A 12,835-nucleotide genomic window follows, 5' to 3' on the forward strand; every position below is an offset into this window, starting at 1 on the left:
GGGACTCTTATCGGCTAAGACTTGGCTCCTTCGCACGTCTTGCGCCAATCGGGCGGGTGCTGGCCGTGCCACGCGCCCTTGATGCCCCACTTCGCCTCTTCGAGGGACGGCTTGCTCGTGGGGCGCACGTGCTTGGTCACGGTCTTGAACGGCGTCCAGCCCACGGCCATGAGCAGTTGGACCGGCGTGCTGTCGCCCCAGCCGTTGGGCTTGGCGGTGGTCGAATAGGAGTAGAGATAGTGCTCCGCGTTGCGCAGGTCGAGGTCGCCGGGGTCGGCTCCGGGGGCGTTGCGCGCGGCCAGCGCCTGCCCCCAAGCCTCGTCGGGGTCGTATTTCGCCTTGATCAGGAACTTGCAGATAGCCGCCTGCGTGCCTTCGGCGGATTCGCGGTTGATCGTGCCCTTCCGCGAGTAGGACTCCTGGTTGACGACCGACAGCACCCCGTTGATCACCCGGTCGGCGGGCGTCAGGTCGGCGGGGGTCGGAGGAGGCACGACGCTCGCCGGCCGGAGCCGGGCGGGCACCGGAGGCCGGAAGGCCGCGGCCGACGTCCCGACGGGGCTGGCCTCGCCCGTCGAGGCCGTTCCGCCCGAGAGGCCGCGGACGTTCCCGTCCCGGCTCCGGGCGCCGGCGCCGGAGGACGAGCCGCCGGCGGCGCCGGGGTTCCGCTCGGGGCCGAAGACGCCGGAACCCGAGCGGACGCCCCGCTCCCGCAGCGCGCGGGCGCGCTCGATGGCCGCCCGCGAGCCGGGGCCCGGGGCGCCGGTCTGATCGGAGGCGGAGACGGCCGCGTCGACCTCCTGACGGACGCGGGGATCGGAGAGGAGCGCCCCCGCCTTCGAGGCGGCGTCTTCGAGGAGGGCGATCGCGGCCTCTTTCTCGCGCGCGGCGGGGATGCGCCCCGCCCCGGTCCACTTCGACAGGGCCTGGAGCAGGCGCGATTCCCCGCTCGAGCCGGGCCGGGCGACGGACGCGAGCGCGGAGACGCGGCGCGCGTCGGACTTGGCCGCCCACGAGCGGGCCGCGGCGTCGAGGGCTTCCGCGTTCGCCGCGTCGGAGACGAAGCTCCGCGCGCCGGCGTCCGAGCGAAGCAGGAAGGCGGACACGCCGTCGGCGTCGGAGGCCGCGGGCGGGGCTTCGCCGGCGTGCGCGGGGGCCGCGGCCGAGAGCATGGCCGTCAACAACGCCGCGGCGATCAGAGGGGAGGGCATGAGGGGGGCCTCTGTCCCCAGGGTAGCCCCCGGGCCTTGATTTGTCAATAGGAATAAGGCATCTTGCTCGTCGGAGATACCCCCCTGAAACGCAAGGAATTCGCCGCCCGCGTCTGGTCCAAGCTCGTGGCCTTCGAGGCCGAGCAGCGCTTCCTGACGCCGGGGCGGAAAGTGCTGGCCGCGGTGTCGGGCGGCCCGGATTCGGTGTGCCTGGCGCATTGGCTCTCGGTCCAGGCCCGCAAGAAAGGCCTGGCCGTGACTTTGGTGCACGTCCATCACGGCCTGCGCGGACGCGCCGCCGACGCCGACGCCCGCTTCGTCGAGAGGCTGGGCGCGACGCTCGGCCTCCCGGTCATGGTCGTCCACGCGCCGGTGCGGGCGCTCGCGGCCGAGCGCGGCCTCGGGCTCGAGGAGGCGGGCCGCAAGGCGCGCTACCGCGCGCTCGGCGAGAAGGCGCGGCGCGGGCGCTTCACCGCCGTCGCCACCGGCCACCAGCTCGACGACCAGGCGGAGACCGTGCTCCTCCATCTCCTGCGCGGCACGAGCCTGGAGGGGCTCGGCGGCATCCCGGCGCGGCGGCCGCTGCGCGCCGGCGTCGAGCTGATCCGCCCCCTCCTGCCGCTGACCCGCGCCGAGGTGCGGCTCTATCTCGACATGCATGGGCTCGACTGGCGGGAGGACGCGACCAACGCCGACCCGAAGTTCACGCGCAACTGGGTGCGTCGCGAGGTCCTGCCCCTCCTCGAGAAGCGCGCGCCCGGGGTCAAGGGCCGCCTGGCCGCGATCGCGGCCAAGGTCCGGGCCGCGACCGGGCGCGGCTGACGCCGCCTTGCGTAAACCCGACAGGTCTGCTATTTAAGGACACATGGAAGAGAACCAAGCCGCCCCGGCCGATCAGCCCGCCGCACCCTCCGCCTCCGAACCCGCGCGCGCCGGCTTCTGGGTCCGCGGCGGCGCCCTCGCCGTCGATACCTTGATCCTCGGGCTGTGCTTCTTCCTCCCGATCCACGGCCTCGGCTACCTCGTCGGCTTCGTCTACAAGGTCATCTTCACCTCGCAGGGCGGCCAGACGCCGGGCAAGATGGCGGCCGGCATCAAGGTCGTCACCGTCGACGGCAGGCCCGTAAGCGTCGGCCGCGCGATCGGGCGCACGCTGGCGGAATGGCTCAGCGCCATGGTCGTCATGATCGGCTACTTCGTCGCCGGCCTCTCGGACAAGCGCGCCCTGCACGACTACATCGCGGGCACGCGCGTCGTCTACGTCGAGGGCGTCGGCGCGGGGCGCAAGGCCGCGTTCGCCTGCCTCGGCGTGCTCGCCGTCTTCATGTTCATCGGCTCGATCGGCGCCTTGTCGCTCGGCGCGGTCGGCGGCTTCGGCAAGTTCAAGTCCCTGAAGGTCAAGTCCGGAGAGGGCGCGACGAAGGGCAACCTCGGCGCGCTGCGCTCCGCGGCCTCGATCTATTACGGCGACACGGAGGGCTCCTACCCCGCGACGCTCGACGCGCTCGTCGACCCCAAGTACGTCCCGTCGATGCCGAAGACCAAGGTCGCCGACCATCCGGAGACCGACGCGGTGACCCTCTACGGCGCCGAGGTCTGCACCGGCAAGACGGAGTACGGCTCCGAGATCGACGCCTCCAAGCTCAAGGACACCGGCGGCTGGGGCTACGTCGCGGACCCGAAGGCGGTCTGCTGGGGACAGGTCTTCGTGGACTGCACGCACCAGGACTCGAAGGGCAAGCGCTGGCCGGAGTACTAGGGCCGGGAGAGGACGATCTTGAAGGACTTCAGCACCGGCGGGTCGTAGGGCCGGTCGATCCCGTCCTTCGTCTCGCGCGGCACCGCCGCGATCGCGTTCGCGACCTCGAGGCCCTCGACGAGCTCGCCGAACATCGTGTGCAGGCCGTCGAGGTCGGGCGCGGGCCCGAGCGTGATGAAGAACTGGGTCTGGGAAGTCCCCGGCCCCCAGCTCGCCATGCCGAGCAGGCCGGGCTTGTCGAAGCGGTCGCCGGGACGGATCTCGTCGGGAACCGGGAGGTTCGGGTCGCCCTGCCCGGTCCCGATCGGATCGCCGGTCTGGATCAGGAAGCCCGGCGCCACGCGGTGGAAGATCAGGCCGTTGTAAAAAGGCTTAGGGCGCCCGGCCAGCGCGCGCAGATGCGCGATCGTCTTCGGAGCGCGGTCCGGGTACAGGCGCGCGACCATGCGGCCCTTCGAGGTCTCCAGGACCGCGAACGGCCCGGCCGGCTTGCAGCCGGCGGCGAGCAGCAGCGCCGCGAGCGCCAGCCGCGTCACTTGGCGGCGCGGCCCTTGAGCAGAGCCGCCGGGTAGCCGATGTCGAGGACCTTGAGGACGCCGACCGAGGCCTTCGCGTGCGGAGCGAGCAGGCCGCGCTTGGGCAGGCCCAAGGTCAAGGTCATGTCCGCGACGACGTACACGCCGCTGTGATAGCCGGTGTCGGGGTGGATGCCCGAGGGGATGTCGACGGCGACGACCGGCTTCTTGGCGGCCGTCATCTCGCGGATCATGTGATGGATGGCGCCGGCGGGCTTGCCGGTGGCGCCGGTCCCGAGCAAAGCGTCGATCACGAGATGGCACCAAGCCAGCGCCTTGTCGAGCCCCGAGCCGGGGCCGGCGGAGGTGATAGTGACGCCGGCGGCCTGGGCGCGCGCGAGGTTGACGCTGACGAGCTCCGGGTATTTCCCCGCGCCGTCGTTCTTGGGAGGGCAGAGGAACGCCGCCACCGTGGCTCCCCCCTCGGCCAGATAGCGCGCCGCGACGAGGCCGTCCCCGCCGTTGGCGCCGCGGCCGCAGCAGACGACGATCTTCGCCTGCTCGACCGACAGGCCCTTCTCGGCGAGGAAGGCCGCGCACTCGGCGGCGACGGCCCTGCCGGCGTTCTCCATCAGGTCGAGGGCCTTGAGGCCGTGCTTCTGCGTCGCGGCGAGGTCGAGCTCGCGCATCGCCGCGGCGCCGACGACGGGCAGGCCTTCCCAGACGTCGGGAATGGGCTCCTTCATCAGCCCCAGGAGCGCAGCGCGGCGAGCACCCAGCCGAGCGTCGCGAGGAAGGCCATCAGGAGGACGACGAGCACGCACGCGAGGTAGGGCAGGCCCAAGGTCAGCCACGCCCGTCCGCCGCTGATGCCGTACTCGTCGCGGATGCCCCGCGCCTTGTAGGACAGGGACCACAGCCCGACGAAGAAGAAGACGAGGCGCAGGCTCCAGGCGGGGTTCGAGAACGCCGACTGGCAGACGAGCACGAGCGGCACCGCCGTCAGCCACGCGAGCTCGGACAGGCCGAGGTGGACGAACAGGGCGCGGGCGTCGCCGTGCGCTCCGCCGAGCTCGAGGATGAGATGCAGCAGCGCGGTCGCCGTGAAGGTCATGACCGAATGCCACAGCAGCGCCAGCGCGAGGCCGGGCCAGCCGAACGGGAAGCTCGTGCGGCCGGCGAGCGCGTGCGCGACGTACAGGCTGGCCGCGCCGAGCAGGAGGGCGAGCAGGCCCAGCGCCGCGGGGCGCCGCTGGCGGATCAGGGCCGAGGCGTGCGCCCGGTCCTCGAAATAGTCGTAGACGAGCTCGACGGCGTCCATCCTACCAGCCCCCGGACCAGGCGTAGAGCAGGCCGCGAGGGATCGCGCGGCCCGCGTCGACCGTCACGCCCGCGGCGCCGAGCCCGAAGGTCAGGCGCGCGCGCGTCTCGAGCAGCTCGAAGATGTCGTTGAGCTTCTCCGTGTCGCGGCGCACCTTCGGCTTCTCGTCCTTGATGCCGCCGAGCTCGGCCGCGAGCTTGGTCGCGTCGAGGGAGTCGCCGAGCACGTCGACGAGGCCGAGCTCCTTGGCCTGGTTGCCGGAGTAGATGCGCCCGTCGGCGAGCGGCTTGACCTGCTCGACCGTCATCTTGCGCCCGTCGGCGACGGCCTGCACGAACTGCCCGTAGGCGTCGTCGATGAGGGACTGGAGGATCTGCCGCTCTTCCGGAGTCATCGGGCGCGCGGGCGAGCCGATGTCCTTGTGCTTGCCGGACTTGATCGGGTCCTGCTTGTAGCCGACCTTCTGGAACAGCCCCTCCAGGTTCGAGACGGAGAAGATCACGCCGATCGAGCCCGTGAGCGTCCCGGGATGCGCGACGATCTTGTCGCAGGCCGCGCCGAGGTAGTAGCCGCCGGAGGCGGAGACGTCGCCGAACAGCGCCACGAAGGGGATCTTCTTCTCCTTCTTCACGCGGAGTATGCGCATGTAGATCTCCTGCACGGCGCCGACGCTGCCGCCGGGAGAGTTGATGTCGAGGACGATGGCCTTCACGCCCTTCGTCTCGGCGAGCTGCTCGATGCGGCGCGCCCACTGCTCGGCGCCGCGCTCCCAGGGCTTGCCCGACTCCGAGGCCATGATCGGCCCGCGGATCGAGACCCAGCCGACGGTGTCCTTCGGCTTCAGGTTCAGCAGGCTCTTCGCGCCGCCGTCGCGGGCCTTCGGCGCGTCGCTGCGGGCGCGCACGACGAGGACGACCGCCGCCAACAGCGAGGCGGCGTGCAGGACGATCAGCGCGGCGATCAGGCGGCGCTTGACCCGGCGCGGGCTGAGCTGGTGCGGCTCGAGGGGCGCGCCGGGATTCTCGGGGATCGGGTCCATGAAAGCTCCTTAGTTCGTGCGGCGCAGGGCGTCGCTGTCGACGACCCTGTTGCGTCCGTTCGCCTTGGCCGAGTACAAAGCCGAGTCGGCCCTGGCGATCAACTCCTCGGGCGTCGACGCGTCGCGCGGGAAGTGTGACACCCCGATCGAGATCGTCACCCTCAGCTCCTCGAAGCCGACCGAGAACAGCTCGGCCTCGATCGCCGCCCGGATCGCCTCGGCCTTGCGCAGGGCGCCGGCCGGCTCGGCCCGGGGCAGGACGATAGCAAACTCCTCGCCGCCGTAGCGCGCCACGAAGTCGGTGTCGTAGACGAGCGAGTTGAGGACCGCCCCGAGACGCTTCAAGACCTGGTCGCCGAAGGGATGGCCGTAGCGGTCGTTCAAGCTCTTGAAATGGTCGATGTCGAGGAGCATCAGTCCGAAGGTGGTCTTGAAGGTCTTGGCCCGGACGAGCTCCTCGGAGATCTTCTTGTCGAAGGCGCCCCGGCGCCGCACGCCGGTGAGGCCGTCGATCTCGGAGAGGCGCTCGACCTCCTGGAACAGCTTGACGCGCCTGAAGGCCACGCCGAGCTCGGAGACGAAGGACTGCGTCTTCGCCAGCCACGCCTCGGAGGACGATCCTTCCGGGACGCGCGCGTACAAGTAGCCCAATATCTCGTTTCCCTCTCGGATCGGCACTCCGACGGCGCGCTCGGGCTTCTCGAAGGCGCGCGGCGAGGCCGCGGCCGCGCCCTGCTCCTGCAGCAGGCGCTCGAGGGTCGCCCAGGCGGCGCCGGGCGAGGCGCGCAGGCCGCGCACGGCCAGGGGCCGGATCTCGCCCTCGCCGCGCAGGCCCGCGACGTACAGCGCGTACTCGACGCGCGGGCCGAAGTACTGCTCGAGCGCGCCTTCCACGCGGGGCCGCGCCTCCTCCCACGACATCGCCTCGGACAGGCTCTTGACCATGCCGTACAGGGCCGACGCCTCCCGGTGCGCGAGCTCGGCGTCGAGCCCGCGGGCCTTGAGGCCGCGGAGCTCCTCGGCCATGCGCGCGCGCTGGGCGCGGACGCCCGCCAGGCGCTCGGCGAGGGAGTTCCGTTCGGCCTCGCGCCGCCGGGCGAGCTGCCACGCGAACGCCGTGCCGGCGATCGCCCACGCCGCGGTCAGCGCGGCGCCGGCGCGCGCGCCCTCGAGGGCCGACGCGAGCAGAGCGGCTCCGGCCGCGAGGGACACGGCGAACAGGAAAGCGGCCGCGGCGGGACGCCGGGGGTAGGCCGCCCACAGCGCGAGCGGGGGCAGCACGGCGACGGCGGCGGCCGCCCAGTCCGGCCTCATCCGACCACCTGGTTGCGCCCGCCGTGCTTGGCCTTGTACAGGCGCTCGTCGGCCACGCGGACGATCTGAGAAGCCGTGGTCGCGTCGGTCGGGAAGGCCGCCACCCCGAGGCTCATCGTGGCGCGCGTCGGCGCGCCGTTGAAGACGAAGGGCTCCTCGGCGACGCGCTGGCGGATGCGCTCGGCGACCGAGACGGCCTCCGAGCGCACGTAATTGGGAAGGATCAGGGCGAACTCCTCGCCGCCGTAGCGCGCGGCGAAGTCCACGGGCCTCGCGAACGACGAGAGGATCGCGGACAAGGTGCGCAGCAGCTGGTCGCCCGCCTGATGGCCGAACGTGTCGTTGTAGCGCTTGAAATGATCCACGTCGAGCATGATCAGGGACAGAGGCGTCTGGGAGCGGCCCGAGCGCAGGACCTCCTCCTGGAGCCGCTGCTGGAAGGCGCGGTGGCTGTGCAGCTGGGTCAGCGCGTCGTGCGTCGCCTGCCGGTGCACGCTCTCGTAGAGCCGGATGTTCTCGAGCGAGAGGGAGGCCATCGTCGCGAACAGGTCGGCGGTGCGGACCTCGTCGGGGCCGAAGGCCCCCGCCGCGTCGCTCTCGAGCTTGACGAAGCCGGCGGCCTGACGCATGACCTTGAGCGGGATCGCGATGCCGGAGACGAAGCGCGCGCCGGGGACGACCTGCGCCTCCTGCTTGGCGTCCTTGATCAGGACGGGCCCCCGGCGGCGCTGCGCGGCGAGCAGGGGCGGGTCTTCGCCGGCGCCGCCGACGACCGAGACGCGCGCGGCCGGGAAGCGGTCGGACAGGATGGTGATCAGGCGCGTCTGCACCTCGCGCCCGTCGAGGGTGCCCGACAGGCTCTTCGCCGCGTCGGACAGGTCGCGGCGCAGGCGCGTGTCCACGCCGACCGTCTCCTCGTAGGAGCGGTAGTACTTCAGGTCGCGTTCGTCGTCGCGGATCTGGTCCTGCAGCCCCATCTGCTCGAGCAGGATCCCGCGCTCGTCGGAGAACTGCCGGCCCCGGTGAGCGGCCTGCGCCCCGGCCAGCAGCCACAGGCCGCCGAGGCCCGCCGCGATCAGCGGCCGCTGCTCGGCCGAGCGGACCATCAGCACGGCGGCGACGAGGGTGGCGAGGAAGGTGAGGACGACCGGGGACTCGCCGTCCTGGCGCAGATCGGACCAGAGCAAACAAAGCCCGAAGGCCGGAACGGCCGAAGGGCCGAGCTCGGGGCGGGCGACGACGAGCAAGGTCAGCCCCGCGAAGAGCCCGTACGACCCCATCAACGTCACGGCTCTGGAACGCGAGTCGCCCATGAAAATGGTGGAGGTGGCGGGATTTGCACCCGCGTCCAAACGGCGCCGACCGAGGTCACTACAGGCTTAGCCCATCCTCAATTTCGCCCAAGGAAAACCGATGGACGCGTGCTCCCTGGGCTAACCCCGTTCGGTCTTAGGCCCCCCGCCCACGGAATAACAGGGAAGGACCGCATCCTGCTCATTACACCGGCGACCCACCAGCAGGCGTCGTGGACCGGCGTGTGCTCACTGCGGTTTAGGCAGTGGCCCAGGCCAACTGAGTGTTGGCAGTTGTTGTTTGGTCCGGTTTTTAAGGGGCCCTGACCAACCCCTGCCTGCGACCGACGGCTCAACGACATTTGTCGAAGCTAGATCACCCCCGACAAGCTAGTATAACAGGGGAAGGGGACTTAGGCAAGACCGGGGGACTATTCGGCCGAGGCCAGGGGCGCGTCGAGAGAGCTGAACATGACCGTGCCCGCGACCGGAGCGTCGCCGGGGCCGGTCTCGGGCACCTTGACCAGGCCGGCGCTCGTGTTGCCGACGAGGTCGCGCGCGACGACGCGGTAGGCGCCCGGCGCCGCCGGCACGGCGACCTTGAGCGAGACGGGCGGCATCCCGGTCACCGGGGCCGACCACTCCTGGACCAAGGTCCCGGGCTTGCCCGCGGCGTCGAGCTTCCAGACGCGGATGTGCGCGAGGCCCAGCGAGTTCGTGTCCTTGACCTCGACTTGATCGCCCGCGCCCGCCGCGGCCACCATCCAGATCTGCGGCGGGAGGTCGTCGGCGACGAGGCGCATCAGGAACTCCCGGGGCGTCACGGCTTGGCCCGGGAAACGCGCGTCGAACACGGGGTAGGCCGCGCCCTCGAAGTACGGGCCGGGGTCCTGGTGCGCGCGGGGCAGGCCCAGGTCGGCCTCCGCGTGCGTGAGGACGTGCGCGCGGTCGCGCGGCAAGCCGGTCTCCTTGGCGATCGCCCGGATCAGCCAGGCCATGGACGCGTACATGCGCCAGTACGACTGCGGCTCCCAGTCCGCGGCGATGAAGGGGTTCGCGCCGGGCTGCCCGGACTCCGTCTCGATGCCGACCGACGCGGCGTCGATGGCGGAGTTCTTCACGTGGTTGGCGATGTTCTCGATCTTGACCATGCGGATCACGCGGCCGTCGCGGCAGACCATGAAGTGCGCGGCCGTCTTCTGGCTGAGCAGCCAGGAGACGGTGCCCTCGCAGGCGCCGGGCTTGCCGGTGGCCCCGCCCGAGGCGTGCAGGACGATGTACTTGATCTCTCCGCGGTCGACGCGGTCGGCCGGGGTGACCCCCGTGTCGACGCGCCTCTTCTTCTTCCCGCGGCCGATCACCGTCCGGCTCATCTTCTCCATCCGGTCGACCATGTCGGCGTAATCGAAATTGACCTGCTCGTCGTCCCGCAGCAGCCCTTCCGGGGTCGGCGTCGAGACATGGATCATGTCGGGCGCGGCCGCGCCGGATTCGAGCCCGAAGGCGCGAGCGTTCTCCTGAAGGAGGCGCCTGACGTCCTCATGCGGGCCGCCGAGAGCCCGCGCCGGCCGGACGCAGAGCAGGAGCGCCGCGGCCGGGAGGATGGCGGAGAGGAATCGGGCCATTGAGCGGAGGATACCCCCTTCGCGAGGCCCGAGCAAGGTCATAGGGCCCACCCGAGGGCGGACCGATGGACCTAGGCCGTTCTGGAGCCCGCGCCCGCCGCGTCCGAGAGCGCCGTCGCGAACTCGAGCGGGGTGCGGTAGCGCCGGTCCGGGTCGGCCTGGAAGGCCTTGAGGAAGACGTCGTCGAGCGCCTCCGGCAGCCCCGCGATGGCGCGCGAGGGCGGGATGTAGCTCATGTTGATCTTGTTCATCAGCATGCCCGCGCCGATGCCGATGAACGGCATCTTCCCCGTCAGCATCTCGTAGGCGCACACCGCGAGCGAGTACACGTCGGACTCCTTGCGCACCACGCCCTGCTCCTGCTCCGGCGCCATGTACGGCGGCGTGCCGACGACGGTGTTCGTCATCGAGTAGCGCGTCAGCGCGTCCTTGGCCATGCGCGCGATGCCGAAGTCCATCACCTTTAGGTCAGCGCCTCGCCCATCGCCCGGGTCGCGCGCACCGCCTCGGCCGCGTCGAGGCGGCCCTTGACCTGCACCAGGTCGTGCACGGTCTTGCCGTCGACGTACTCGAACACGAGATACACGTCCTCCCCTTCCTCGGCGATCGCGTAGATGTCGACGATGTTCGGATGGTGCAGCGAGGCCACGGTCTTCGCCTCGATGATGAAGCGGTCGCGCTCGCGCGCGTTGACGCGCAGCTCGTCGCGCATCTTCTTGATCGCCACGCGCCGCCCGAGCGAGCGGTCGGTCCCCTCGTAGACCGTGCCCATGCCGCCTTGGCCGATCTGCCGCGAGATCTCGTACTGGCCGCGGATCAACCCTACGTTCCCGGCGGCGGAGGCGGGCTGCGCCGTCGCGACGGCCGGCGTCGCCGCCGGCCCGGTCCGCTTCGCCCTGGTGAAGACGGAGACGACGGTGTTCTTCAGGGGCGCCAGCACGGTCGACAGCAGGCCCAGCGCGAGGAGCAGGCCGCCGACGATCCCGGCGCCGACCACGACGCCGAAGCTCTTGCCGCGCCCCGCCGGAGCGGGCGCCGGGGCGGGGCGTTTGCCGCTCTCGCCCGGGAACAGGAACAGCACGTCGGAGGCCGACGGGAGCGTGAGCGCGGCGGCCTCGGCCGCGGCCTGCTGGAAGCGGGGATCGAGCCTCGCGGCCATCTCGACGTCCGCCATCATGGCCGCCTTGTCGCCCAGGCCGCCGCGCGCGTGCGCCCGGTTGGCGTACCCCCACGCGCTGCGCGGGTCGTCCGCGATCAGCCGCTCCGACGTCGCGAGCGCCTCCTTGTAGCGATGGGTCCGGTTCTGGGCTCGGGCCAAGGAGCTGAGCAAAGCGGGGTTGTTCGCCGCCCCCATGCGGGCCGCGCTCGTCAGGCCCGCGGAGGCGTCCTTGAGCGCGTCCTCCCAGCGCCCGAGATGTCCATGGACATGCGACCGGATATTGAGCAAGGTGGGATTCTCGGGATCCTGGCTCAGGGCCTTGTTCACGATGTCGAGCGCGCTCTGCGGATCGCGGAGCTTCAGCGCGTTCTCCACCCCGCTCTTGGCGTGCTCGGTGGCGAGTCGCGAGGCGCCGGGCGAGATCGCCGCGCCGAACAAGCCGGACGGCGGACCTCCCCCGCCGACGCCGCCCGCCTCGAAGCCGGACGGCGCGAGCGCCGCCGCTCCCGCGGAGGCGGTCTTCATGCCGGCCTCGCTGGAGTCGGCCGCCGCGCCGCGGCCTTTCACGGAATGGAGCAGGGCGAGCGCGTCCTTATTGGCAGGATCGCTGCTCAGAGCCGTCTTCGCCAACGACAGGGCCAGCGAATAGTCGCCGCGCCGCTCGGCCAACACTCCTCCCGTGATCATTCCGGTGGTGGCGCCGGGCCCGCTCGCCGTCGCCGCCGCGTCCTCGTGCCAGTTCGGCGGCAGGACGATCGGAACAGGAGGCTCCTCTTCGCCCTGGTCCGGGTCGTTCGGCAAAGGCTGCGCCGGCGTGACGGGAGAGGGGCCGGGGAGAGGCATGACCGGCTCCGCCGGAATAGGCGGCAGCGGCTTCGGCGGGGCGCACTTCTCGGAGTGCTGCGCGCACTCGATGGAGGCCACTCCGAGGTTCACGACCAGGCTCGAGGCCTCGACTCGGTTGGCCCACTCGACTCGGGTGGACCACCAATTGCCGGAACCCCCGCCAAGGCCCGGGTTCACCAGCGCCGCGGCCCCGTTCACGCTGCCCTCGGCGTGCGCCTGCACGCCGGCTTGCAAGGACTGACCGAGGCCCTGACCCTGGGGGGTCTGAGCCTGGGGGATCTGACCCTGGGGGATCGGAGCCTGGGGAATCTGACCCTGGGGCATCTCCGGCATCGCGGCGATCTGGATCTTCTCCTTGGTGTCCTGCTGCACTGCCATGACCGCCTGCGTCGTCTGCTCCCGGCTCAAGCCTCTCCTCGCGGCGTCGCGATACGCCGCGATCGTCGCCTGCTCGCCGCGGATCTGCACTTCGATGACCCTCTGCAAACGCCGCAGCTCCTCCTGACGGTAGGGGAGGCTCTGCTTCAAGTACCCGTCAGACTGCTCCTTGAAATAGTCGCGGGCCGTGTCGAGCTGCACGAGCCACTCGGGGTTTTTCGGATATCTTTTGGCGAAATCATCGTGCACTTGCTGATACCGCCGGAGCGCCTCGGTCACGACCTGTTCCTTGGTGAGCGGCTTGCTTCGCCGCGGCGAAGCTCCGGCCCCGACGGCGAGGAGCAGCAGGACGGCTGATCGGATAGTGATGTTCATG

At 71.1% G+C, this 12,835-nt stretch carries 12 protein-coding genes and 1 other RNA gene; 2 read left to right on the plus strand and 11 right to left on the minus strand.

Annotated features, from left to right (window positions below; genetic code table 11):
• Window positions 1–14: 14 nt before the first annotated feature.
• Window positions 15–1,211, minus strand: coding sequence for a hypothetical protein (locus HYV14_03640; GenBank protein ID MBI2385089.1), 1,197 nt, complete (start codon window positions 1,209–1,211; stop codon window positions 15–17).
• Between the two features lie 63 nt (window positions 1,212–1,274).
• Between HYV14_03640 and tilS the strand changes: the two genes are divergently transcribed.
• Window positions 1,275–2,033, plus strand: a complete 759-nt coding sequence (gene tilS, locus HYV14_03645; protein ID MBI2385090.1) for a tRNA lysidine(34) synthetase TilS — start codon at window positions 1,275–1,277, stop codon at window positions 2,031–2,033.
• Window positions 2,034–2,076: 43 nt separating this feature from the next.
• Entirely contained in the window at window positions 2,077–2,970 is an 894-nt protein-coding gene (locus HYV14_03650; GenBank protein MBI2385091.1) for an RDD family protein, read from the plus strand.
• Here the strand turns inward: HYV14_03650 and HYV14_03655 are convergent.
• The 10 genes from HYV14_03655 to HYV14_03700 all read right to left on the minus strand — a co-directional run bounded on the left by HYV14_03655 (window position 2,967) and on the right by HYV14_03700 (window position 12,834).
• Window positions 2,967–3,416, minus strand: coding sequence for a peptidylprolyl isomerase (locus HYV14_03655; protein MBI2385092.1), 450 nt, complete (start codon window positions 3,414–3,416; stop codon window positions 2,967–2,969). The two genes, HYV14_03650 and HYV14_03655, sit on opposite strands and share 4 nt — an antisense overlap.
• Before the next feature lie 86 nt (window positions 3,417–3,502).
• Entirely contained in the window at window positions 3,503–4,231 is a 729-nt protein-coding gene (locus HYV14_03660; GenBank protein MBI2385093.1) for an NAD(P)H-hydrate epimerase, read from the minus strand.
• Entirely contained in the window at window positions 4,231–4,806 is a 576-nt protein-coding gene (locus HYV14_03665; GenBank protein MBI2385094.1) for a hypothetical protein, read from the minus strand. The genes HYV14_03660 and HYV14_03665 overlap by 1 nt, the downstream gene beginning before the upstream one ends.
• Window position 4,807: 1 nt before the next feature.
• Window positions 4,808–5,845: a signal peptide peptidase SppA gene (gene sppA, locus HYV14_03670; GenBank protein MBI2385095.1), complete on the minus strand. Its 1,038-nt coding sequence runs from the start codon at window positions 5,843–5,845 to the stop codon at window positions 4,808–4,810.
• Window positions 5,846–5,854: 9 nt separating this feature from the next.
• Window positions 5,855–7,159 carry a GGDEF domain-containing protein gene (locus tag HYV14_03675; protein ID MBI2385096.1) on the minus strand — a complete coding sequence of 435 codons (1,305 nt, stop codon included), beginning with the start codon at window positions 7,157–7,159 and terminating at the stop codon, window positions 5,855–5,857.
• Window positions 7,156–8,472, minus strand: coding sequence for a sensor domain-containing diguanylate cyclase (locus HYV14_03680; GenBank protein ID MBI2385097.1), 1,317 nt, complete (start codon window positions 8,470–8,472; stop codon window positions 7,156–7,158). The genes HYV14_03675 and HYV14_03680 overlap by 4 nt, the downstream gene beginning before the upstream one ends.
• Window positions 8,473–8,477: 5 nt before the next feature.
• Window positions 8,478–8,835, minus strand: a transfer-messenger RNA (tmRNA) gene (gene ssrA / locus HYV14_03685).
• A gap of 47 nt (window positions 8,836–8,882) precedes the next feature.
• Window positions 8,883–10,076 (minus strand): N-acetylmuramoyl-L-alanine amidase, encoded by a 1,194-nt coding sequence (locus tag HYV14_03690; GenBank protein ID MBI2385098.1) that lies wholly within the window; start codon window positions 10,074–10,076, stop codon window positions 8,883–8,885.
• A gap of 71 nt (window positions 10,077–10,147) precedes the next feature.
• Window positions 10,148–10,534: a protein kinase gene (locus tag HYV14_03695; GenBank protein ID MBI2385099.1), complete on the minus strand. Its 387-nt coding sequence runs from the start codon at window positions 10,532–10,534 to the stop codon at window positions 10,148–10,150.
• Between the two features lie 5 nt (window positions 10,535–10,539).
• The gene (locus HYV14_03700; protein MBI2385100.1) at window positions 10,540–12,834 is read right to left on the minus strand and encodes a protein kinase; all 2,295 of its coding nucleotides are present in this window, start codon (window positions 12,832–12,834) and stop codon (window positions 10,540–10,542) included.
• Between the last annotated feature and the right edge of the window lies 1 nt (window position 12,835).

The sequence above is a fragment of the Elusimicrobiota bacterium genome (assembly GCA_016182905.1).
GTDB lineage: Bacteria > Elusimicrobiota > Elusimicrobia > UBA1565 > UBA9628 > GWA2-66-18.

Bases quoted from the DNA above. Each gene is read 5' to 3' on its own strand.
- HYV14_03665 (MBI2385094.1), bottom strand. From the start codon at position 4,806: ATGGACGCCGTCGAGCTCGTCTACGACTATTTCGAGGACCGGGCGCAC.
- HYV14_03690 (MBI2385098.1), bottom strand. From the start codon at position 10,076: ATGGCCCGATTCCTCTCCGCCATCCTCCCGGCCGCGGCGCTCCTGCTC.
- HYV14_03700 (MBI2385100.1), bottom strand. From the start codon at position 12,834: ATGAACATCACTATCCGATCAGCCGTCCTGCTGCTCCTCGCCGTCGGG.
- HYV14_03695 (MBI2385099.1), bottom strand. From the start codon at position 10,534: ATGGACTTCGGCATCGCGCGCATGGCCAAGGACGCGCTGACGCGCTAC.
- HYV14_03640 (MBI2385089.1), bottom strand. From the start codon at position 1,211: ATGCCCTCCCCTCTGATCGCCGCGGCGTTGTTGACGGCCATGCTCTCG.
- HYV14_03655 (MBI2385092.1), bottom strand. From the start codon at position 3,416: ATGGTCGCGCGCCTGTACCCGGACCGCGCTCCGAAGACGATCGCGCAT.
- HYV14_03680 (MBI2385097.1), bottom strand. From the start codon at position 8,472: ATGGGCGACTCGCGTTCCAGAGCCGTGACGTTGATGGGGTCGTACGGG.
- HYV14_03650 (MBI2385091.1), top strand. From the start codon at position 2,077: ATGGAAGAGAACCAAGCCGCCCCGGCCGATCAGCCCGCCGCACCCTCC.
- HYV14_03660 (MBI2385093.1), bottom strand. From the start codon at position 4,231: ATGAAGGAGCCCATTCCCGACGTCTGGGAAGGCCTGCCCGTCGTCGGC.
- HYV14_03675 (MBI2385096.1), bottom strand. From the start codon at position 7,159: ATGAGGCCGGACTGGGCGGCCGCCGCCGTCGCCGTGCTGCCCCCGCTC.
- sppA (MBI2385095.1), bottom strand. From the start codon at position 5,845: ATGGACCCGATCCCCGAGAATCCCGGCGCGCCCCTCGAGCCGCACCAG.